Here is a 21,422-nt window from a genome sequence, read left to right as displayed (position 1 = left end):
AACCCTGTAGGAGTGAGCTTGCCCGCGACGGCGCCATGTCTGTATCCGTCGTGGTGACTGACACACCGCTGTCGCGGGCAAGCGCGCTCCTACAGGGTCGTGAATACTATGCGAGCGCGGTATCCATCACCATCATCAGGCAGAACCCCACCAGCAGCCCGAAGCTGGCGATCTTGTCGTGGCCGTTGCGGCGGGACTCGGGGATGATTTCGTGCACCACCACCAACAACATCGCACCGGCCGCCAGCGCCAGGCCCACCGGCAGTAACATCGCAGCGACTTCAACGAGCCAGGCGCACAGTACGGCAAACACCGGCTCCACCAGCCCGGAGGCAGCTCCGATCAGAAAGGCGTTGAGCCGGGACATGCCCGCCGCCGCCAGCACCAGCGCAATCACCAGCCCTTCGGGCACGTCCTGCAAGGCGATACCCATCGCCAGGCTGTCAGCGTGGGCCAGGCCGCCGCCCGCCGACACGCCCACCGCCATGCCTTCCGGGATGTTGTGGGCAATGATGGCGATGACAAACAGCCAGATATTCGAGGGAATGGCCGGTTTTTCGGCCACGTCCGATAAGTGCGGCCCCTGAGACACCAGGGTGTCGACGATGAACAGCCCCACGGCGCCAGCCAGAATGCCGGCACTGACCAGCGCACCTGCGCCCCATGGGGTCAAGCCCAGGCCTTGGGCAGCGCCCAGGCCCGGCACGATCAGGGAAAAGGCCGTGGCGGCGAGCATGATGCCCGCGCCGAACCCCAGCAATGCGTCGGACACCGCCACCGGCATCCCGCGGATCACCAGCACCGGCACCGCGCCCAGGGCCGTGCCCAAGGCGCACATTGCACCGCCTTCCAGCGCTCGAAGCATCCTGGGTTCCAGGCTCAACCAGGACAAACCCTGGGCAATCAGCAGCCCTGTGCCGGCCAACAGCAAAAATGAACCCAAGGCCAGACGCAACAGCCTGACGCTGCCGATAGTGAGGAATTCCGAGCGCATAGATCGCCTGCTTATTGTTGTGAATTCAAGAAATCGCAGCGCTGTAACGCTTGGCCACTTCGTCCCAGTTGACGACGTTGTAGAAGGCGGCGATGTATTCCGGGCGACGGTTCTGGTAGCGCAGGTAGTAGGCGTGCTCCCAGACGTCCAGGCCGAGGATCGGCGTGTTGCCGTTCATCAGCGGGCTGTCCTGGTTGCCGCTGCTTTCCACCACGAGTGTCTTCTGGGGGGTGACGCTCAGCCAGGCCCAGCCGCTGCCGAAACGGGTCAGCGCAGCCTTGGTGAAGGCGTCCTTGAACGCTTCGATGCCGCCCAGTTGCTCATCAATGGCCTTGGCCAGTGCACCCGTTGGCAGACCGCCGCCTTTAGGGCTCATCACTTCCCAGAACAGCGAGTGGTTGGCGTGACCGCCACCCTGGTTGATCACCGCCGGACGCAGTTTTTCAGGAAGCTGGCCGACGCTGGCCACCAGTTTCTCGATGGGCCACTCGGCGTACTCGGTGCCGTCAACAGCGGCATTGAGGTTGTTGATGTAGGTCTGGTGGTGCTTGGTGTAATGGATTTCCATGGTCTGCGCATCGATGTGCGGCTCAAGGGCATCGTAGGCGTATGGCAAGGCAGGCAAGGTATACGGCATATCAATGGACTCCGAAGGACAAGGTGCCGGCGGCAGCGGCGTTGCGCTGTAGCGCCGAGCGTGAGTGTTCGCCGCTGCTGTTGAGCAGGCGATGGGTGCGTGGGTATTCACCGTGTTCGTTGATGAAGCCCAACAGTTCGCTGTAGGTCTTGTTGCTGTGGCGGAACGCGGCCTGACGCAAGCCCGCGCTCAGGCGCTGGTTCTGGATCACCTGCAACAGCCGCTGGTGCGCCGAGCACAGGTACTCGGCGCTCTCCTCCGGTTGATTGAGGCTCAGGTGCAGGTCCGCCAGGTTGTGGTGGGAAATCACGAACGCCGCCACCGCCTCGTCCGGGTCGCTCCAGCGCTCGAGCAGCACCTGGGCCAGCGCCAGCGCTTGCAGGTACAGCTCGCGCGCGTCGATCAGGTCGCCACGGTTGAAACAGCTATTGCCTTTGAGAATGGTGCTTTTCCAATGCTCCATGGCGCGTCTCCTGAGACGGGGCGTGGGTGGTGGCGACGGCGGGTCAGATCCCGCCGGCAGTGAGTTTTTCCGGGTTGAGCAGGTTTTCCAGCTGGACGCGATCAAGTTCGGTGTGCTCAAGGGCCACGTCGATGATCGGCCGACCTTCGCTGTAGGCGGTCTTGGCGATGTGCGCAGCCTTCTGGTAGCCGATGATCGGGTTCAGCGCGGTGACCAGAATCGGGTTGCGCGACAAGGCTTCCTTGAGCTTGGCTTCGTTGACCTTGAAGGTGGCGATGGCCTTGTCCGCCAGCAGGCGGCTGGAGTTGGCCAGCAGCTCGATGCTTTGCAGCAGGTTGTGGGCGATGATCGGCAGCATCACGTTCAGCTCGAAGTTGCCCGACTGCCCCGCGACGGTGATCGCCGCATCGTTGCCGATGACTTGCGCGGCAACCATGGCGGTGGCTTCCGGAATCACCGGGTTGACCTTGCCTGGCATGATCGAGGAGCCCGGCTGCAGGGCTTCCAGTTCGATCTCGCCAAGGCCTGCCAGGGGGCCGGAGTTCATCCAGCGCAGGTCGTTGGCGATTTTCATCAGCGACACGGCAGTGGCCTTGAGCTGGCCGGAGACTGCAACGGCGGTGTCTTGCGAGCCGATCAGCGCGAACAGGTCCTTGCCCGGCACGAAGCCGACTTCGCTCAGGCGACTCAGATGGCCGGCAAAGCGCGAAGCGAATTCAGGGTGAGCATTGATGCCGGTGCCCACGGCGGTGCCGCCCTGAGCCAGCGCCTGAAGGCTGGGCAGCAGGTTCTCGATGTGTTCGACGTTGGCCTTGAGCTGTTGCGCCCAGCCGTTGAGGACCTGGCTCATGCGCACCGGCATGGCGTCCATCAGGTGCGTGCGGCCGGTCTTGACGAACGAGTGAACCTGTTCGGCCTTGCGCTCGGTGACCTGGATCAGGTGCGCCAGCGCCGGCAACAGCTGCTCATGGATCGCCAGCGCGGCGCTGACGTGGATGGTGGTCGGGATGATGTCGTTGCTGCTCTGGCCGCAGTTGACGTGATCGTTGGCATTCACCGGCTCGCCCAGCACACGGCTGGCGAGGGTCGCGATCACCTCGTTGGCGTTCATGTTGGTGCTGGTGCCGGAGCCGGTCTGGAACACGTCCACCGGAAAATGCGCCATGTAGTCGCCTGACAGCAGTTCCTTGCAGGCGGTGACGATGGCTTTGCTCTGGCCTTCGCTGATCTGCTTGAGTTCGAGGTTGGCCTGGGCGGCAGCGGACTTGGCCAGCAGCAATGCACGGACAAACTGGGCCGGCATGCGCAGCCGGCTGATCGGGAAGTTGTTCACCGCACGCTGGGTCTGCGCGCCGTACAGGGCCTCGGTCGGGACCTGCAACTCGCCCATGCTGTCGCGTTCAATACGGGTATTACTCATCAAGAGATCCTTGCATCAGTTCAGCGAGAGAAATCGAGGGCTGCAACACGCAGGTCGCCAGTTGATGGGCGAAGGCCTGCCAGCGTTGGCGTTGATGATTGCTGTGGGCGAGCACCTTGAGGTCGCGCAACGGGCGCCAGGCCTGATCCAGGCACAGGCAGCGCCAGTGCCAGGGCAGCGCAGTGTCACGGGCGGTGTCGAGCAGCAGGCGGAAGGTGCTTTCGGCGATGAGGGTCTGCGGGGTGGCCGTGAAGCGCGCCAGATACCGGCCTTCGGCCAGGTAATGCTCGATGCCCCGCGGCTCGTCCGGCGCCACGGCGCAGCGTACGCGCAAACTCAGCGCGCGCCAGTTTTCCAGGTAAGGCGATTCGTGGAGGACAGTGCTCATGACCCCGGGCTCATTTAGCGAATGATATTCATTATTAAATGAGTTTAAGAATCAAAACAACCCCGACATTGAGTACCACCCCGTAGGAGCGCGCTTGCCCGCGACTGCGGTGTGTCAGTTACCCCATCAGGGACAGGCCACCGCGGTCGCGGGCAAGCGCGCTCCTACAGGGGCGGTGGTGGGGCAAAGAAAAAGGCCTGCGCCGAATCCGGGGCAGGCCTTTGGGTTACTGCGTTAACGGGGGAATTCAGCTTCCCGCCACCATCATCTTCTCGATCAGCACAGACCCCGTGCGAATGTTGCTGCGGATCTCCAGATCGCTGCCAACGGCGACGATCTGCTTGAACATGTCGCGCATGTTGCCGGCAATGGTCACTTCCTGGACGGCGAACTGGATCTCGCCGTTCTCGACCCAGTAACCCCCCGCGCCTCGGGAATAGTCACCGGTGACCATGTTCAGGCCGCTGCCCATCAGCTCGGTGACCAGCAGGCCACGGCCCATGCGCCGGATCAGCGCGGCCTGGTCTTCCGTGCCGTGGGACACGAACAGGTTGTGCACGCCGCCGGCGTTGGCGGTGCTTGGCAGGCCCAGCTTGCGGCCCGAGTAAGTGCTGAGGATGTAGGACACCAGATCGCCGTTTTCGACGAACGGCTTGGCGTAGGTCGCCAGGCCGTCACCGTCGAACGCCGCGCTGCCCATGGCGCGCATCAGGTGTGGGCGCTCGTCGATGGTCATCCACTCCGGGAACAGCCGCTGACCCATGGCGCCTTCGAGGAACGACGACTTGCGGTACAGGTTGCCGCCGGAAATCGCTCCAAGGAAACTGCCGAACAGACCGCCCGCCAGTTCCGCCGAAAACAGCACCGGCACCTCACAGGTCGGCACCGGGCGCGCGCCAAGGCGGCTGGCGGCGCGCTCAGCAGCCTTCTTGCCGATCAGTCTGGCGTCCATCAGCAGCTCGCCCTGACGGTTCACGTCGTACCAGTAATCACGCTGCATCTGGCCGTCTTTTTCGGCGATCATCACGCAACTGAGGCTGTGGCGCGTCGACGCATAACCGCCGATGAAGCCGTGGCTGTTGCCGTACACGCGGCAGCCCTGATGCACGTTCAGGGTGGTGCCGTCGGCGTTCTTGATCCGGCTGTCGGCATCGAAAGCTGCCGCTTCGCAGATCAACGCCTTCTCGATGGCCTGCTCAGGGCTGATGTCCCAAGGGTGGAACAGGTCAAAATCCGGTTGTTCCCGGGCCATCAGCGCGGCATCGGCCAGGCCCGAGCTTTCGTCTTCGGAGGTGTGTTTGGCGATGGCCAGTGCCGCCGCGACGGTTTCGCGAATGGCATCCGGGCCGCTGGCCGAGGTGCTGGCCGAGCCTTTGCGGTGGCCCACATACAAGGTGATGCCAAAACCCTGGTCACGGTTGAACTCGACGGTTTCGACTTCGCGCTGGCGAACCGACGTCGACAGCCCCTGCTCCAGCGACACAGCGACTTCACAGGCACTCGCGCCCTGGCGTTTGGCTTCGGCGACGATCTGCTCGACCTGCTGCTGCAGGGCTGGCAAAGCCTGTGGGCCGACGCTTTCTGATGCACTCATGACTTACTCCATCAAATTCCGATTTCGGCAGCCGGGCCGGACAATTGGTCCCTGACTGGTTATCATGGCGGCGTTTATTTGCGGACGGCCCCCATGGTTGATTCTTACGACGACTCCTTCGACGGAGAGAAAAGCAAATCCCAGGTCAAACGAGAGCTCGCCGCTCTGGTGGATCTGGGTGAACGCTTGACGACATTCAAACCCGATGTGCTGGCCAAGCTGCCTCTGACCGACGAATTGCGTCGCGCACTGGCCGATGCTCCCAAGCACACCGCGCATATCGCGCGCAAACGCCACATTTCCTTCATTGGCCGGCTGATGCGCGACCAGAACCTGGATGAAATCCTGGTCCTGCTCGATCAGCTCGATGCCTCCACGCGTCAATACAACGAGCGTTTCCACAACCTGGAACGCTGGCGTGATCGCCTGACCGGCGGCACCGACGAGACGCTTGAGCAGTTCGTGGTCGAATACCCCGATGCCGACCGCCAGCAACTGCGTTCGCTGATCCGTCAGGCCCAGCACGAAGCCAAGCAGAACAAGGCCCCTACCGCGTCCCGTAAAATCTTCAAATACATCCGCGACCTGGACGAAACCAAGCGCGGGTTGCGTTAAATCTGCTGCTCACCTGCTACACCCTGCTTCCTGTAGGAGCGCGCTTGCCCGCGAAAGCGGTGTGTCAGCCGACATCAAGGTGTCTGGCCTGACGCCATCGCGGGCAAGCGCGCTCCTACGGGGGCAGCGTCCACCTTACCCGCCTGTACCACCCACAGTGATCGCATCGATCTTCAGCGTCGGCTGACCCACACCTACCGGCACTGACTGCCCGTCCTTGCCGCACGTCCCCACGCCGCTGTCCAGCGACAGGTCGTTGCCGACCATCGACACCCGGCTCATGCACTCCGGACCGTTGCCGATCAGCGTCGCGCCCTTGACCGGCGCGGTGATCTTGCCGTCTTCGATCAGGTAGGCCTCACTGGTGGAGAACACGAATTTGCCGCTGGTGATATCGACCTGGCCACCGCCAAGGTTGGCGCAGTAGATGCCTTTCTTCACCGACGCGATGATTTCAGCCGGATCGCTCTGGCCGCCCAGCATGTAGGTGTTGGTCATGCGCGGCATCGGCAGGTGCGCGTAGGACTCGCGACGGCCGTTACCGGTGCGCGCCACGCCCATCAGGCGGGCGTTGAGCTTGTCCTGCATGTAGCCCTTGAGCACGCCGTTCTCGATCAGCGTGGTGCATTCGGTCGGCGTGCCTTCGTCGTCCACGCTCAGCGAGCCGCGACGCCCGGCCAGGGTGCCGTCATCGACGATGGTGCAGAGCTTGGAAGCAACCATTTCGCCCATGCGCCCGCTGTAGGCCGAACTGCCCTTGCGGTTGAAGTCGCCTTCCAGGCCGTGGCCCACGGCTTCGTGCAGCAGCACACCGGACCAGCCGGAACCCAGCACCACTGGCAGCGTGCCAGCCGGGGCCGGAATCGCTTCCAGATTGACCAGCGCCTGACGCAGCGCTTCGCGGGCATAGCCCATGGCGCGGTCTTCCTGGAGGAAATAACGATAATCGGTACGCCCGCCGCCGCCGTGGCCGCCGCGCTCGCGACGGCCGTTCTGCTCGACGATCACGCTGACGTTGAAGCGCACCAGCGGGCGCACGTCAGCGGCCAGGCCGCCATCGGTGGAGGCCACCAGAATGCGTTCCCAGACCCCGGCCATGCTCACCGAAACCTGCTGGATACGCGGGTCCAGGGCGCGGGTGGCGGCATCGACGCGCTTGAGCAGATCGACCTTTTCAGCGCGGGTCATGACTTCCAGCGGGTTGTCCGGCGCGTAGAGCTGGGCCACGTCCTGGGTGGTGAAGGCCTGCACGCGACCATTTTGCCCCGCGCGGGAGATCGAGCGGGCCGCACGGGCGGCCTGGCTCAGGGCCTCAGGGGTGATCGCGTTGCTGTAGGCAAAACCGGTTTTCTCACCCGATTGCGCACGCACGCCGACGCCCTGATCAAGATTGAAACTGCCTTCCTTGACGATGCCGTCTTCCAGCGCCCAGGACTCGGAAATCTGGCCCTGGAAATACAGGTCGGCAGCGTCGATCCCGGGACCGGCAAGCTCCCCCAGCACCGATTGCAGGCTGTCGATGCTCAGGCCGCCTGGCGCCAGAAGGTGTTCGCTGACAGAGGACAAGTCGCTCATATTCACTCCGGGGTATTGGCAGGCCGCAAGGCGTCCTGCGAAAAAAATCGCCGGTGGTTGGTAACCGGCATCCGCGCCCGTATGGACGCTTGCTCTTCACTGTCTCGTTGGCCCAGCAGCACGGCTTCACCCTGTGCCTGCTCGGCCAGCACGCGGCCCCATGGATCTATGATCGCTGCGTGCCCAAATGTTTCCCTTGGCCCCGGATGAACCCCGCCCTGCGCGGCCGCCAGCACATAGCACTGGGTTTCGATGGCACGCGCGCGCAGCAGGATTTCCCAGTGCGCCGCGCCGGTCACGGCGGTAAAGGCCGACGGCGCGGTAATCAATTCGGCCCCGGCTTCTCGCAGGGCTGTGTACAACTCGGGGAAGCGCAGGTCGTAACACACGGTCAGACCCAGCTTGCCCACGGGTGTATCGGCCACCACCACGTTGTTGCCGTGGGCGTAGTCGTCGGATTCGCGATAGCGGCCACGGGCGTCGGCCACGTCCACATCGAACAGATGCAGCTTGTCGTAGCGCGCCACCTGCTGGCCCTGATCGTCGATCAGCAACGAGCACGCCGTGACCTTGCCGTCTGGCTGGCCCTGGGGCGGCAGCGGCAATGTCCCGGCGACTATCCATAACTTGAGGTCACGGGCGGCGAGTTTCAACCATGGCAGGATAGGTCCTTCGCCCAGGGCTTCGGCGCGACCGATGGCAGCGACGTCACGCCGGCCCATGGCCGTGAAGTTCTCGGGGAGCACGGCAAGCCTAGCACCCGATGCGGCAGCCTGTTCCAGCAGCGCCCGGGCGCGGGCCAGATTGGCCTGGACATCGCTCTGGCTGACCATCTGAATCACAGCGAAGGACATTGAACGCTCCTTGATCGATAGAACTGCACTGTACTCCAAGACAGCCCCAAGAGCGCGCACCGGGAACCGGGGATGCCGGAGGAATCCGGTGTCGCCTCGGTCCCGTAGGAGCGCGCTTGCCCGCGATGGCGTCGTTTCAGCCAACACATGTGTAGCTGACCCACCGTAATCGCGGGCAAGCGCGCTCCTACAGGCGCCTGGCCTGGTCTGGCCTTACTGTGGTTTCTCGAACGGCTTGTCGAAGGTGATTTTAGGCTCTTTCCACGGGCCTTCGACCTTGTATTGCACGCTGGCGAAGCGCGCGACGCGATCACCCAGCAGCTTGTCGACCAGAAACAGTGCCCCGCCAATGGCTGGCGCGCCGACGATCAGCGCGGCAATCGGCAGGTTGTTGGTCACAGGCAACGTCACCAGCAGCTTCGCATCGACCCGGTCGCGGACCATGTCCAGCGTGCCGTTGAGCTCCAGATTGCTCGACGGCCCGATCATGGTGATCGGGTCGCGGGTCACGTAGACGCCATCGCTGGCCACCAGCAGCCCTTTGACCCGGTCATAGCTCAAGCCCTTGCTCAGCAGGTCCGAGAAGTCCAGGCGCAGGCGCCGCCCGATGGAGTTGAAGTTGAGCAGGCCAAACACCCGCAACGCCTGGGCGCCGCCCTCGACTTCCACGAACTGACCGTTCTTCAAGGTCGCATCCAGACTGCCGGAATAGCGCTTCAAGCCCACCCAGGCTGGCGAACCGGGCCAGCGGCCATCGGCGTTCATCTCGAACGACTGGCTGGTGACGGTCGGTGCAAAGCCCCAGGCTTTCAGCACGTCGGCCAGGTTCTTGCCCGCCACCTGGCCCTTGAACCAGCTGCTGGTCGAGCCCGGCGTGCCTTCCCAGCCGCCATTGCCGACCAGGGAGATGCCCTTGAGGCCCAGGTCCATGTCCGACAACTGGATGCCATTGGCCGTCGGACGCGCCTTGAGCGACCAGGCGCCCATCAGTTGATCGCCCTGGAACAGCTGGGTGATCTTGATGTTCATCGCCGGAATGTTGTGCGGATCGACGTCTGCCAGCGGATCCGGGGCGTTTTCCACCACGGCGGCGTTCGGGTCCGGCGCTGGCAGGCGCACGTAAAGCAGATTGATATCGACCGGCGTGGCCTTGCTGTCCGGCAAGGTCGCCGAGCCCTTGATTTTGGCGCTGTCCAGGGCCAGGCTCCAGCTGGCTTCGTTGCGCTTGAGCTGAACGCCAGCCTGATCCAGGGTCGTGCCCATGGCGGTCAGCTTGCCGATCTGCAGATCGACGCTGCTGAGCAACTGCTTGGCGCTGCCGCCTGGGTCATTGCCGGCGTAGCGTTGCGCCATCGCCTGCCAGGGCGCGATATCGAGCTCGGACAGCGAACCGCGCACACGCAGGCCCTTGGCATCCGGCACTACCGCCCCGCCTTCACCCAGAAACAACTCGCCACGCCCGTCGGCGAACTTGCCGGCGGGTGCCGCGAAGGCAAAATTCGCCAGATTGCCGTAGCCAACGCCGATACGCCGCTCGGCGCCTTGCAGGTTCATGCGGAAGTCGGTGTCGAGGGTGTCGTCGGCCGCCTTGCCAAACGGCGCAGGCAGATCGACCGTCACGCCCTTGAGGCTGGAGTTGATCTGCAACTGGCTGTCGGCGCCGTTGAGCGTCAACTGCAACTGATACGGCAAGTCACCGGACACCGGCAATGGCTGGGTGACGCCCAGCCAGTCGGTCAGGCGCTTGGTAGCGATCTGGCTGCTGGCAGCGATCCGGGTAACCAGCGCACCGGGTTTGCCTTCGGCGAAAATTTCTGCGTTCAGCGGCTTGTCGAAGGCCATGGCCTTGATGTTCTTGCCGCTCAGGCCCTTGTTGTAGTCGAAGCGGAAGTTGCCCTTGAGCTGGGTCAGGTCCAGCTCCGGGTCAGGCAACTTGAGGTGCGCGCTGTCGGTGTTGAAGTCCACCGCAACCTTGGGCTCCTGGCCCTTGACCAGCGGCACGTCCAGATTGATGTGGCCTTGCAGCGGCCCTTCGGCCTGCCAGCCGGCAAAGGTCTGGCCGGTGCCGATGGGCGCTTCCTGGAGGATCTTCATGCCGTCCTGCAGGCTGCCGTTGAAATCGCCGTCCACCAGCAGGTGGCTGGGCTGGCCGGACGGCACGTGGGGCACGTCCACGGCCACGTTGCGCACCTGGGTGTCGAGCAACTGGCCCTTGTTGGCGCGGATCCGCACGCCGCTGTTCTCGACGAACACGTTGCCGTCCACGCCAGTCAGTTGTGGCCAACCAGGCTGGAAGTCCAGGGTGGCGTTATGCACCTTGAAGAACAGGCTGATGACCCGCGCCACATCCGGCGCATCGTGGTTGATCGAGCCCTGGTACTGGAAAAAGCTCTGCTCGACGTCGCCCTTCACAATGGCCGTGCGCAACCAGTGATCCAGCGCCGGGCTCAGCACGGCGGGCAGGTATTTGCCGGTGTAGCGACCGTCGGCATCCACCAGCCCGACGCGCAGGTCCATGTAGTCTTCCTGATCGTGGTCGAAATGCAGGCGAATCAGGAAATCGGCGGCGATCTTGCCCTCATCCCCCAGCACCTTGATGTACGGCGCAATCAGCGTGAAACCCTGATCGTCCAGCGCCCAGGTCAGGCGTGCATCGGCGTGGCGGTAATTCCAGGCGTTCTTGAAGATCGGGTCCAGGTGCAGCATGAAATCGTCGGTGTTCAGGCGCAGTTCGCCGCCGCCGAGGTCACCGCTGATAGCGCCGCTGACGTTTCCTGCCGCGGGCGCGCCGTGGTAGGCGTCGAAGCCGACCTTGTCCAGATTCGCCGCAAAGCCCAGGCGCTTGGCACCTTCGGCCTTGGGACGGTAGTCGAGCAACACGTTGCGCAGGCCGCCGGTGACGTTCAGGTGATCGAGCACCACCATGAGCTTGTCCGGCAGTGGGGCCAGGGAATCGAGCAGCGGCGTGACCGGTGTCAGATCCAGCCGGTCGGCCTGTACGTGCCACAGCTCTTCGCTCTCAGACGTTGCCGCAGTCTGTGTCAGTTGCACCCGGCTTTCCCAGCGCTTGCTGGCGATGTCCATTGCCAGCGAATCCAGGGCCACGCTGAAACCCGTGTCGCTGCGCTGGAACCAGGCATTGAGCGCCAGGTTGTCCAGCTTCGACGACTTGCGATCCGCGTAAGCTCCTTTGAACTGCGGGGCGTTGATCCGGGCGACAGCGGTTTGCAGGTTGCCCTTGCCCCAGGTCAGCCAGAATTCGCCACCGGCCTTGAGGGTCTTGATGTGCAAGTCGCCGACCAGGCTCTTGGGCAGCCATTTGGACCAGTCGCTCTGGGGCACGCTCAGGTACGCCTCGGCCTCGGCGTCACGCCAGGCGCTGGCGCGGATCTTCGAGCGCACGTTGAGCGACAGCGGCTGGCCATCCGGCAGCGTCACCCGGGCGTCAAGGCGCTGGTGATAGCTGCCGGTGCGCAGGGTCATGCTGACGTAAGTCAGGGTCAGCGGGGATTGCTCGTAGGGTTGCAGGGTGATCTGGCTGTCGAACAACGACAGCTGCGACACCATGCGCATCTGGGTCAGGGCCTGCTCGGGGTCGAACGGTTTGTCGTCCTGCACGGGCAGCCCTTGCAGTGCCCAGTGGCCGTCCTTGTCCTCCTTGAGCGACAACTGCAGGCCGTCCACTTCCAGGCGGGCGAGGCGCACCTGACGCGCCTTGAGGCTGGCCCACAGGTCCGGCACTGCCCGAACCTGATCCAGGCGCACGGTGCCGGCGCCCTGCCCGACCATCACGTCGCGCGCCACGAATACAGGGGCAAAGCCGCTCCAGCTGCCTTCCAGGCGCCCGATATTGACCGGCATGCCCACGGCGGCCTGCGCCTTGACTTCGACGTCGGCGCGATACTCGGCCACCATCGGCACCAGCTCCCGGCCCACACTGACGTACAGCGCGACCAGCACCACGAACAGCGCGCACAGGCTTAGGCCCCAACGGGTCAGGGCCGCGAAGAATCGCGTCATACGCTCCATGCCACCGGGCCTCCGTGCACAGAGACTGCAAATGGCATCCGGCTCACTGGTGCGGTTGCGGGTATGTCCGGGTTTTGCTCATTTGTCACGCAGCAATCTCTGTGGAGGGCATCCATGCCTGCGGCCCCTGAGGGCTCGGTATTCTTTCAAGAAACGTTTTGAGCCAGATCAGAGCAGCACGACGTCATATTGTTCCTGGGAATACATGGTTTCGACCTGAAAACGGATGGTCCGGCCGATGAACACCTCGAGTTCCGCCACATTACCCGACTCTTCGTCGAGCAGGCGATCCACCACCTTCTGGTTGGCCAGCACCCTATATCCCAGCGCCTGGTAGGCACGAGCTTCGCGCAGAATCTCCCGGAAAATCTCGTAGCAAATGGTTTCAGGGGTTTTCAGCTTGCCCCGACCCTGGCAACTGCTGCAGGGCTCGCACAGCACCTGCTCAAGGCTTTCGCGGGTGCGCTTGCGCGTCATCTGCACCAGCCCAAGCTCCGTGATACCAATGATGTTGGTCTTGGCGTGATCACGCTCCAGCTGTTTTTCCAGCGTACGCAGCACCTGCCGCTGATGCTCGCCGTCTTCCATGTCGATGAAGTCGATGATGATGATGCCGCCCAGATTGCGCAGGCGCAGTTGGCGGGCAATCGCGGTGGCGGCTTCCAGGTTGGTCTTGAAGATGGTTTCTTCAAGGTTGCGATGGCCGACGAACGCGCCGGTATTCACGTCGATGGTGGTCATCGCCTCCGCCGGGTCGATCACCAGATACCCACCGGACTTGAGCGGCACCTTGCGCTCCAGGGCGCGCTGGATTTCGTCCTCGACACCGTAGAGGTCGAAGATCGGACGCTCGCCGGGATAGTGTTCGAGGCGGTCGGCGATTTCCGGCATCAGTTCGGCCACGAACTGAGTGGTCTTCTGGAAGGTTTCCCGCGAGTCGATGCGAATCTTCTCGGTGCGGGGGCTGACCAGATCGCGCAGGGTGCGCAGGGCCAGGCCCAGGTCTTCGTAGATGACGCTGGCCGGGCTGATGGTCTTGATCTGCTCGCTGATCTGATCCCACAGGCGACGCAGGTAGCGGATGTCCATCATGATCTCATCGGCACCGGCGCCTTCGGCGGCTGTGCGCAGGATGAACCCGCCCTTCTCCTTGATCCCTTCCTTGGCCACGCAGTCAGTGACCACCTGCTTCAAGCGCTCGCGCTCGGCTTCGTCTTCGATCTTCAGGGAAATGCCGACGTGGGCGGTGCGCGGCATGTACACCAGGTAGCGCGACGGAATGGACAACTGAGTTGTCAGACGCGCGCCCTTGCTGCCAATCGGGTCCTTGGTGACCTGCACCACCAGGCTTTGGCCCTCGTGGACCAGCGAACTGATGGTCTCCACGGCCGGGCCTTCGCGCATGGAAATTTCCGAGGCGTGAATGAACGCGGCGCGGTCCAGGCCGATGTCGATGAACGCCGCCTGCATGCCGGGCAGCACCCGCACGACCTTGCCTTTGTAGATGTTGCCGACGATCCCGCGACGCTGGGTCCGCTCGACGTGAACCTCTTGCAACACACCGTTCTCGACGACGGCCACGCGCGACTCCATCGGCGTGATGTTGATCAGAATCTCTTCACTCATGGCTTGTTACCTTCCAGGCATTGCCAACAGGGTATGCCGAAACGCTGCAGGATTTCTGCGGTTTCGCACAAAGGCAGGCCGACCACTGCGGAATAACTGCCGCTCAGATGTTCCACGAACACGGCGCCCAGTCCTTGAATCCCGTAGCTGCCAGCCTTGTCGCACGGCTCGCCACTGGCCCAGTAGGCGCGGGCTTCTTCAGTGGAAATCGCGCGGAAACGCACGCGGCTGGTGATCACGCGAGTCTCGCAGTGCTGCTCGTCGACCACGGCGATGGCGGTCAGGACTTCGTGTTCGCGGTTGGACAGGGCGGCGAGCATGGCCAGGGCGTCCGCCTCATCGACGGGTTTGCCGAGGATGCGGCCATCGAGCACCACGGCGGTGTCGGCGCCGAGCACGCAGGCGGTGGGGTACGCAGGGTCATTGGCCAGTTGCAACAGACCGGCATCGGCCTTGCCACGGGCAAGACGCTCGACATAGGCGGCCGGGGTTTCGTGGTCAAGCGGGGTTTCGTCGATATCGGCGGCGAGCGTGGTGAACGGCACGCCGATCTGGGTCAGCAATTCCCGGCGACGCGGGGAGCCGGAGGCGAGCAGAAGTTGTGGCATGGGACGTCTCCGTGTCAGTGATCACAAGCTTAGGCGTTGCGTGAAAACGGGTGACGCTTCCGTCGATCCTCGCCGCAGATCCCGCTTCTGCCCGAAGGGCGTAGGAGCGTGGCTTGTCCCGCGATCTGCCGGGAACCGGCAGCAAAACCGGTGAATGCATTATGTCTGATGAAACCGGGCTGTATGGTTTCGCTGCCGCTACGCGCCAGATCGCGGGACAAGCCACGCTCCTACGGCCTGCGGCCAGAATCAAAAGCAGTCCTCAATTGATCTTCAAGCGCAACCGCAATCCGCGCAGGCCATAACTGACCCACGGCCACAGCAGGGCACTGACCAGAGCCGGCAACACCAGCGCCAGCGTCGGCTGGCGGTTGCCGGTCAATGCGCTGAGCCACAGCTGCACCAACTGCGCCAGGCCAAAGATCACCAGAATCACCAGGCATTGCTGCCACATCGGGAACATGCGCAGACGCTGCTGCAGCGACAGCACCAGAAAGGTAATCAGCGTCAGGATCAGCGCGTTCTGGCCAAGCAAGGTGCCATAGAGTACGTCCTCGGCAAGGCCCAGCATCCAGGCGGTAACCATGCCGATCTTGTGCGGCAATGCCAGCGCCCAGAACGCCAGCAGCAGCGCGAGCCAGAGCGGGCGGAAGATTTCCATGAATTGCGGAAGCGGAGAAACACTGAGCAGCAGGCCGATGACGAATGTCAGCCAGACCACCCAGCCGTTTCGCGCAGGGGCGTGACGAGCCATTATTCTTCCCTCTCGTGCGTTGCCGCAGGGGCCGGCGCAGGCGTTGCAGGCTTGGGCGCAGCGGGCTTGGCCGGTTGATGGGCAGGCGGTTTGCTCGCCGCAGGCTTGGCCGGCGTCGTTGCTGGCGTGTTGCTTGCCGGTGCAGCGGCAGGAGCGGCAGCCGGGGCCGTAGACGTGCTGTGGGCAGGTTTGGGCACGGTGGCCGGAACCACTGGCTTGTTCGGCGTCGCGGCGGGCGCAGCGCCCGGCACGGTGGCTGACGGCACGGCAGACGGATCGGCGGCCTGGCGGTCGAGTGATTCCTGCTGTTGCGCGGCATCGGCAGCGCGCTCTTCGGGCGAACGGCCATCAGAGAACACCAGCAGCAGGTAACGGCTGCGGTTCAGGGCGGCGGTCGGCACGGCGCGAACGATCGCGAACGGCTGGCCGGAGTCGTGAATCACTTCCTTGACCGTCGCCACCGGGTAACCCGCCGGGAAGCGCTGGCCCAGGCCGGAACTCACCAGCAGGTCGCCTTCCTTGATGTCGGCAGTGTCAGCCACGTGACGCAGTTCCAGGCGCTCCGGGTTGCCGGTACCGCTGGCAATCGCGCGCAGGCCGTTGCGGTTCACCTGCACCGGAATGCTGTGGGTGGAGTCGGTCAGCAGCAGCACGCGGGAGGTGTACGGCATCAACTCGACCACCTGCCCCATCAGGCCGCGGGCATCGAGCACCGGCTGGCCGAGCACCACGCCATCGCGCTCACCCTTGTTGATGATGATGCGGTGGGTGAAGGGGTTGGGGTCCATGCCGATCAGTTCGGCGACTTCGACCTTCTCGTTGACCAGCGCCGAGGAGTTGAGCAACTCGCGCAGACGCACGTTCTGCTCGGTCAGCGCAGCCAGCTTTTGCAGGCGACCCTGGAGCAGCAGGTTCTCGGTCTTGAGTTTTTCGTTTTCGGCGGCCAGTTCAGTGCGGCTGCCAAACTGGCTGGCAACGCCCTGATACAAACGTTCGGGCAGGTCGGCGATCCAGTACGACTGCATCAGCACCAGCGACATCTGGCTGCGAACGGGCTTGAGCAGGGTGAAACGCGCATCCACGACCATGACGGCCACGGACAGGACGACCAGCACCAACAGACGAACGCCCAGCGACGGGCCCTTTGAGAAAAGCGGTTTAATGGGCCGCTCCTTCCAGGGATGCTTGTGTTTGGCTGTGCTTATTCATGGGACATGAAACCGGCCTGGTGCGGGTTGACGGAAATAAGGTGTGCAAGCCTTGCAGCGTCAAGCTCTCAATACAAGAGCGGGACGTCAACAGGTCAGACACAAACGGGCAGCGCCATAAGCGCCACCCGTTCGACATCATGGTGCAATCCGGCGACTTATTCGCTGGAGAGCAGGTCCATGGTGTGCTTGTCCATCATTTCCAGCGCACGACCACCGCCACGAGCCACGCAGGTCAGCGGGTCTTCGGCGACGATGACCGGCAGACCGGTTTCCTGGGCCAGCAGTTTGTCCAGGTCACGCAGCAGCGCACCACCACCGGTCAGCACCAGACCGCGCTCGGCGATGTCCGAAGCCAGTTCCGGAGGCGATTGCTCCAGCGCGCTTTTCACGGCCTGAACGATGGTTGCCAGGGATTCCTGCAACGCTTCCAGCACTTCGTTGGAGTTCAGGGTGAAGGCGCGTGGCACGCCTTCTGCCAGGTTACGGCCGCGTACGTCGACTTCACGCACTTCGCCGCCCGGGTAGGCAGTACCGATTTCCTGCTTGATGCGCTCTGCGGTGGATTCACCGATCAGGCTGCCGTAGTTGCGACGCACGTAGGTGATGATCGCTTCGTCGAAACGGTCGCCGCCCACACGTACGGATTCGGCGTAAACCACACCGTTGAGCGAGATCAGGGCGATTTCAGTGGTACCACCACCGATATCGACGACCATCGAGCCGCGGGCTTCTTCGACCGGCAGGCCGGCACCGATGGCAGCGGCCATTGGCTCTTCGATCAGGAACACTTCACGTGCACCGGCGCCCAGGGCCGATTCGCGAATGGCGCGACGCTCAACCTGGGTGGATTTGCACGGCACGCAGATCAGCACACGAGGGCTAGGCTGCAGGAAGCTGTTTTCGTGAACCTTGTTGATGAAATACTGGAGCATCTTTTCGCACACGCTGAAATCGGCGATCACGCCGTCTTTCATCGGACGAATGGCAGCGATGTTGCCCGGGGTACGGCCCAGCATGCGCTTGGCTTCCATCCCGACAGCAACGACGCTCTTCTGATTTCCGTGGGTCCGGATGGCCACAACCGATGGCTCGTTCAGGACAATACCGCGCTCACGCACGTAAATAAGGGTGTTGGCAGTGCCCAGGTCGATGGAAAGATCGCTGGAAAACATGCCACGCAGTTTCTTGAACATGGGAAAGGGACCCTAGGGAACGCGTGGGTAAAAAAGTGCGGCAAACTCTAACAACGACAGGGATTTTGGGCAAGGAGCCAATATGTTAAATTGGCTGTTTTTCCGAGCACTACCCTCGAAGATCGCGGCGTTAAGACCGTCTAAATCGCGAAGTGTTCCGCAATCTGACGTACGGTTAAGTCCGTACGCATTCCACTGGAGAAACCCCCATGGCGCTTGATCGCTCCGACGTGGAAAAAATCGCTCATCTGGCCCGACTGGGTCTCAATGACGCCGATATCCCGCGTACTACCGAAGCACTGAACAGTATTCTCGGGTTGGTCGACCAGATGCAGGCGGTCGACACCACCGGCATCGAACCGCTCGCGCACCCGCTCGAAGCCTCGCAACGCCTGCGTGAAGACGTGGTTAGCGAAGCCAATCATCGCGATTCCTATCAAGCCATCGCACCAGCGGTCGAAGACGGCCTTTATCTGGTTCCGAAAGTCATCGACTAAGGGAATGAGCCTGCAATGCATCAAATGACTCTGGCAGAGATCGCTCGCGGACTCGCCGACAAAAAGTTTTCCTCCGAAGAGCTGACCCGCTCCCTGCTGGCGCGCATCGCCCAGCTGGACCCGCAGATCAACAGCTTCATTTCCGTCACCCAAGACCTGGCTATCACCCAGGCCCAGGCCGCTGACGCCCGCCGCGCCGCTGGCGAAACCGGCGCGCTGCTGGGCGCCCCGCTGGCGCACAAGGACCTGTTCTGCACCAAGGGCATCCGCACCAGCTGCGCCTCGAAGATGCTCGACAACTTCAAGGCTCCGTACGACGCCACCGTGGTCGCCAAGCTGGCCGCTGCTGGCACCGTGACACTTGGCAAGACCAACATGGACGAATTCGCCATGGGTTCGGCCAACGAGTCCAGCCACTACGGCGCGGTGAAGAACCCGTGGAATCTTGAGCACGTACCGGGCGGCTCGTCCGGTGGCTCGGCGGCGGCGGTTGCCGCTCGTCTGTTGCCCGCCGCGACCGGCACCGATACCGGCGGCTCCATCCGCCAGCCTGCCGCACTGACCAACCTCACCGGCCTGAAACCGACCTACGGTCGCGTTTCGCGCTGGGGCATGATCGCCTACGCCTCGAGCCTCGATCAGGCCGGCCCCATGGCCCGCACTGCCGAAGACTGCGCGCTGTTGCTGCAAGGCATGGCCGGTTTCGACGTCAATGACTCCACCAGCATCGACGAGCCGGTCCCGGACTACAGCGCCAGCCTCAATGGCTCGCTGCAAGGCCTGCGCATCGGCGTGCCGAAGGAATACTTCAGCGCAGGTCTGGACCCACGCATCGCCGACCTGGTCATGGCAAGCGTCGAAGAGCTGAAAAAGCTCGGCGCCGTGGTCAAGGAAGTCAGCCTGCCGAACCTGCAACACGCGATCCCTGCGTACTACGTAATCGCGCCGGCAGAAGCCTCCTCTAACCTGTCGCGCTTCGACGGCGTGCGCTTCGGCTACCGCTGCGAAGACCCGAAAGACCTGACTGACCTGTACAAGCGCTCCCGTGGCGAAGGCTTCGGCCCTGAAGTGCAGCGCCGGATCATGGTCGGCGCCTACGCGCTGTCCGCCGGTTACTACGACGCCTACTACCTGCAGGCGCAGAAGATCCGCCGCCTGATCAAGAACGACTTCATGAACGCGTTCAAGGACGTCGACGTGATCCTGGGCCCGACCACGCCGAACCCGGCCTGGAAGATCGGCGCCAAGAACGCCGACCCGATCGCCGAGTACCTGGAAGACTTCTACACCATCACCGCCAACCTCGCGGGCCTGCCGGGCCTGTCGATGCCGGCCGGTTTTGCCGATGGCTTGCCGGTGGGCGTGCAACTGCTCGCGCCGTACTTCCAGGAAGGCCGCCTGCTCAACGTTGCCCATCAGTATCAGCAAGTCACTGACTGGCACACTCGTGCGCCAGCGGGCTTCTAAGGAGAAAACACATGCAATGGGAAGTCGTCATCGGGCTGGAGATTCACACCCAGCTCACCACCCAATCGAAGATTTTCTCCGGTAGCGCCACCACGTTCGGCTCCGAGCCCAACACCCAGGCCAGCCTGGTTGACCTGGGCATGCCCGGCACCCTGCCGGTGCTGAACAAGGAAGCGGTGCAGATGGCGGTCAAGTTCGGCCTGGCCATCGACGCCGAGATCGGCCAGCACAACGTGTTCGCCCGCAAGAACTACTTCTACCCGGACCTGCCCAAGGGCTACCAGATCAGCCAGATGGAGCTGCCGATCGTCGGCAAAGGCCATTTGGACATCACCCTGGAAGACGGCACCATCAAGCGCATCGGCGTGACCCGCGCCCACCTTGAGGAAGACGCCGGCAAAAGCCTGCACGAAGACTACAGCGGCATGACCGGTATCGACCTGAACCGTGCTGGCACCCCGCTGCTGGAAATCGTTTCCGAACCGGACATGCGTTCGGCCAAGGAAGCGGTGGCCTACGTCAAGGCGATGCACGCGCTGGTGCGCTACCTGGGCATCTGCGACGGCAACATGGCCGAAGGTTCGCTGCGTTGCGACTGCAACGTGTCGATTCGCCCGGTTGGCCAGGTCGAGTTCGGCACCCGCTGCGAGATCAAGAACGTCAACTCGTTCCGCTTCATCGAGAAGGCGATCAACAGCGAAATCCAGCGCCAGATCGACCTGATCGAAGACGGTGGCAAGGTCATCCAGCAGACGCGCCTGTATGACCCGAACACCAACGAAACCCGCGCCATGCGCAGCAAGGAAGAAGCCAACGACTACCGTTACTTCCCAGACCCCGACCTGCTGCCGGTGATCATCGAGGACTCGTTCCTTGCGCAGACCCGCGCCAGCCTGCCGGAACTGCCGCCGCAAAAACGCGAGCGCTTCCAGTCGCAGTTCGGCCTGTCGCTGTACGACGCCAGCGTGCTGGCTTCCAGCCGTGAACAGGCGGATTACTTCGAGCAGGTGGTCGGCATCGCCGGCGACGCCAAGCTTGCGGCCAACTGGGTGATGGTGGAACTGGGCTCGCTGCTGAACAAGCAAGGCGTGGAGATCGACGAATCGCCGGTCAGCGCCGAGCAGCTGGGCGGCATGCTCAAGCGCATCACCGACAACACCATTTCCGGCAAGATCGCCAAGATGGTCTTCGAGGCGATGGCCAATGGTGAAGGCAACGCTGACGAGATCATCGAGAAGCGCGGTCTCAAGCAGGTGACCGACACTGGCGCCATCGAGTCGATCCTGGACGACATGCTGGCCGCCAACGCCGAGCAGGTCGAGCAGTACCGCGCCGCCGATGAAGCCAAGCGCGGCAAGATGTTCGGCTTCTTCGTCGGCCAGGCCATGAAAGCCTCCAAGGGCAAGGCCAACCCGCAGCAGGTCAACGAAGTGTTGAAGCGCAAGCTGGAAGGTTGATGGAGAACGCGGTACGCGTATGAACCGTAGGAGCGCGCTT

At 63.3% G+C, this 21,422-nt stretch carries 18 protein-coding genes; 4 read left to right on the top strand and 14 right to left on the bottom strand.

Translation table 11 applies throughout. The features are described from left to right. Nucleotides 1-106 precede the first annotated feature (106 nt). From ACIPO9_RS20640 to pmbA, 6 genes are all read right to left on the bottom strand, one after another. On the bottom strand, nucleotides 107-994 hold the full coding sequence (locus tag ACIPO9_RS20640; protein ID WP_400608806.1) for a ZIP family metal transporter: 888 nt from the start codon (nucleotides 992-994) through the stop codon (nucleotides 107-109). 25 nt (nucleotides 995-1,019) lie between these two features. Further along, complete coding sequence (locus tag ACIPO9_RS20635) at nucleotides 1,020-1,631, bottom strand: superoxide dismutase (RefSeq protein ID WP_400783164.1); 612 nt, start codon at nucleotides 1,629-1,631, stop codon at nucleotides 1,020-1,022. A 1-nt stretch (nucleotide 1,632) separates the two neighbouring features. Next, on the bottom strand, nucleotides 1,633-2,094 hold the full coding sequence (locus tag ACIPO9_RS20630; protein ID WP_274134001.1) for a hypothetical protein: 462 nt from the start codon (nucleotides 2,092-2,094) through the stop codon (nucleotides 1,633-1,635). 43 nt (nucleotides 2,095-2,137) lie between these two features. Beyond that, complete coding sequence (locus ACIPO9_RS20625) at nucleotides 2,138-3,514, bottom strand: class II fumarate hydratase (protein ID WP_400783162.1); 1,377 nt, start codon at nucleotides 3,512-3,514, stop codon at nucleotides 2,138-2,140. Continuing rightward, complete coding sequence (locus ACIPO9_RS20620; protein ID WP_400608810.1) at nucleotides 3,507-3,902, bottom strand: FagA protein; 396 nt, start codon at nucleotides 3,900-3,902, stop codon at nucleotides 3,507-3,509. Before ACIPO9_RS20620 ends, ACIPO9_RS20625 begins: the two co-directional genes overlap by 8 nt. Before the next feature lie 247 nt (nucleotides 3,903-4,149). Next, nucleotides 4,150-5,496, bottom strand: a complete 1,347-nt coding sequence (pmbA, locus tag ACIPO9_RS20615; RefSeq protein ID WP_400783159.1) for a metalloprotease PmbA — start codon at nucleotides 5,494-5,496, stop codon at nucleotides 4,150-4,152. Between the two features lie 93 nt (nucleotides 5,497-5,589). Between pmbA and yjgA the strand changes: the two genes are divergently transcribed. Then, a complete protein-coding gene (gene yjgA / locus ACIPO9_RS20610) occupies nucleotides 5,590-6,111 on the top strand; it encodes a ribosome biogenesis factor YjgA (RefSeq protein WP_274133997.1) in 522 nt (173 codons plus the stop codon). A 135-nt stretch (nucleotides 6,112-6,246) separates the two neighbouring features. Here the strand turns inward: yjgA and tldD are convergent, their stop codons facing one another. From tldD to mreB, 8 genes are all read right to left on the bottom strand, one after another. Then, a complete protein-coding gene (gene tldD, locus ACIPO9_RS20605) occupies nucleotides 6,247-7,686 on the bottom strand; it encodes a metalloprotease TldD (RefSeq protein ID WP_400783156.1) in 1,440 nt (479 codons plus the stop codon). Nucleotides 7,687-7,688: 2 nt separating this feature from the next. Then, nucleotides 7,689-8,540, bottom strand: coding sequence for a carbon-nitrogen hydrolase family protein (locus ACIPO9_RS20600; protein WP_274133995.1), 852 nt, complete (start codon nucleotides 8,538-8,540; stop codon nucleotides 7,689-7,691). Between the two features lie 213 nt (nucleotides 8,541-8,753). Beyond that, a complete protein-coding gene (locus tag ACIPO9_RS20595; protein WP_400783154.1) occupies nucleotides 8,754-12,569 on the bottom strand; it encodes a YhdP family protein in 3,816 nt (1,271 codons plus the stop codon). 168 nt (nucleotides 12,570-12,737) lie between these two features. Beyond that, on the bottom strand, nucleotides 12,738-14,195 hold the full coding sequence (rng, locus tag ACIPO9_RS20590; protein ID WP_274133993.1) for a ribonuclease G: 1,458 nt from the start codon (nucleotides 14,193-14,195) through the stop codon (nucleotides 12,738-12,740). Beyond that, the gene (locus ACIPO9_RS20585; protein WP_400608819.1) at nucleotides 14,192-14,803 is read right to left on the bottom strand and encodes a Maf family protein; all 612 of its coding nucleotides are present in this window, start codon (nucleotides 14,801-14,803) and stop codon (nucleotides 14,192-14,194) included. The genes rng and ACIPO9_RS20585 overlap by 4 nt, the downstream gene beginning before the upstream one ends. A gap of 262 nt (nucleotides 14,804-15,065) precedes the next feature. Then, nucleotides 15,066-15,557, bottom strand: coding sequence for a rod shape-determining protein MreD (gene mreD / locus ACIPO9_RS20580; RefSeq protein WP_037012599.1), 492 nt, complete (start codon nucleotides 15,555-15,557; stop codon nucleotides 15,066-15,068). Beyond that, nucleotides 15,557-16,690 (bottom strand): rod shape-determining protein MreC, encoded by a 1,134-nt coding sequence (mreC, locus tag ACIPO9_RS20575; protein WP_400783291.1) that lies wholly within the window; start codon nucleotides 16,688-16,690, stop codon nucleotides 15,557-15,559. Before mreC ends, mreD begins: the two co-directional genes overlap by 1 nt. A gap of 233 nt (nucleotides 16,691-16,923) precedes the next feature. Continuing rightward, nucleotides 16,924-17,961, bottom strand: coding sequence for a rod shape-determining protein MreB (mreB, locus tag ACIPO9_RS20570; RefSeq protein ID WP_020292894.1), 1,038 nt, complete (start codon nucleotides 17,959-17,961; stop codon nucleotides 16,924-16,926). 209 nt (nucleotides 17,962-18,170) lie between these two features. Here mreB and gatC point away from each other — a divergent pair, with 209 nt between their 5' ends. Genes gatC through gatB form a run of 3 tightly spaced genes read left to right on the top strand, consistent with a single transcriptional unit; the run spans nucleotide 18,171 to nucleotide 21,382 of the window. After that, nucleotides 18,171-18,458 carry an Asp-tRNA(Asn)/Glu-tRNA(Gln) amidotransferase subunit GatC gene (gatC, locus tag ACIPO9_RS20565; protein ID WP_074755999.1) on the top strand — a complete coding sequence of 96 codons (288 nt, stop codon included), beginning with the start codon at nucleotides 18,171-18,173 and terminating at the stop codon, nucleotides 18,456-18,458. Between the two features lie 15 nt (nucleotides 18,459-18,473). After that, the gene (gatA, locus tag ACIPO9_RS20560; protein WP_400783152.1) at nucleotides 18,474-19,925 is read left to right on the top strand and encodes an Asp-tRNA(Asn)/Glu-tRNA(Gln) amidotransferase subunit GatA; all 1,452 of its coding nucleotides are present in this window, start codon (nucleotides 18,474-18,476) and stop codon (nucleotides 19,923-19,925) included. An 11-nt stretch (nucleotides 19,926-19,936) separates the two neighbouring features. After that, nucleotides 19,937-21,382, top strand: coding sequence for an Asp-tRNA(Asn)/Glu-tRNA(Gln) amidotransferase subunit GatB (gatB, locus tag ACIPO9_RS20555; protein ID WP_400783149.1), 1,446 nt, complete (start codon nucleotides 19,937-19,939; stop codon nucleotides 21,380-21,382). Nucleotides 21,383-21,422 lie beyond the last annotated feature (40 nt).

It is taken from the genome of Pseudomonas sp. NPDC090203 (genome assembly GCF_044746765.1).
Classification (GTDB): Bacteria; Pseudomonadota; Gammaproteobacteria; order Pseudomonadales; family Pseudomonadaceae; genus Aquipseudomonas; species Aquipseudomonas putida_AD.
The sequence above is the reverse complement of the archived record's forward strand: the minus strand, read 5'-3'. Positions and strand labels throughout refer to the sequence as shown.

Coding starts and splice junctions, on each gene's coding strand:
- mreD (WP_037012599.1), bottom strand. CDS start 15,557: ATGGCTCGTCACGCCCCTGCGCGAAACGGCTGGGTGGTCTGGCTGACA.
- ACIPO9_RS20625 (WP_400783162.1), bottom strand. CDS start 3,514: ATGAGTAATACCCGTATTGAACGCGACAGCATGGGCGAGTTGCAGGTC.
- ACIPO9_RS20595 (WP_400783154.1), bottom strand. CDS start 12,569: ATGGAGCGTATGACGCGATTCTTCGCGGCCCTGACCCGTTGGGGCCTA.
- tldD (WP_400783156.1), bottom strand. CDS start 7,686: ATGAGCGACTTGTCCTCTGTCAGCGAACACCTTCTGGCGCCAGGCGGC.
- rng (WP_274133993.1), bottom strand. CDS start 14,195: ATGAGTGAAGAGATTCTGATCAACATCACGCCGATGGAGTCGCGCGTG.
- gatC (WP_074755999.1), top strand. CDS start 18,171: ATGGCGCTTGATCGCTCCGACGTGGAAAAAATCGCTCATCTGGCCCGA.
- ACIPO9_RS20630 (WP_274134001.1), bottom strand. CDS start 2,094: ATGGAGCATTGGAAAAGCACCATTCTCAAAGGCAATAGCTGTTTCAAC.
- ACIPO9_RS20635 (WP_400783164.1), bottom strand. CDS start 1,631: ATGCCGTATACCTTGCCTGCCTTGCCATACGCCTACGATGCCCTTGAG.
- ACIPO9_RS20640 (WP_400608806.1), bottom strand. CDS start 994: ATGCGCTCGGAATTCCTCACTATCGGCAGCGTCAGGCTGTTGCGTCTG.
- gatA (WP_400783152.1), top strand. CDS start 18,474: ATGCATCAAATGACTCTGGCAGAGATCGCTCGCGGACTCGCCGACAAA.
- mreB (WP_020292894.1), bottom strand. CDS start 17,961: ATGTTCAAGAAACTGCGTGGCATGTTTTCCAGCGATCTTTCCATCGAC.
- ACIPO9_RS20620 (WP_400608810.1), bottom strand. CDS start 3,902: ATGAGCACTGTCCTCCACGAATCGCCTTACCTGGAAAACTGGCGCGCG.
- yjgA (WP_274133997.1), top strand. CDS start 5,590: ATGGTTGATTCTTACGACGACTCCTTCGACGGAGAGAAAAGCAAATCC.
- pmbA (WP_400783159.1), bottom strand. CDS start 5,496: ATGAGTGCATCAGAAAGCGTCGGCCCACAGGCTTTGCCAGCCCTGCAG.
- ACIPO9_RS20600 (WP_274133995.1), bottom strand. CDS start 8,540: ATGTCCTTCGCTGTGATTCAGATGGTCAGCCAGAGCGATGTCCAGGCC.
- ACIPO9_RS20585 (WP_400608819.1), bottom strand. CDS start 14,803: ATGCCACAACTTCTGCTCGCCTCCGGCTCCCCGCGTCGCCGGGAATTG.
- gatB (WP_400783149.1), top strand. CDS start 19,937: ATGCAATGGGAAGTCGTCATCGGGCTGGAGATTCACACCCAGCTCACC.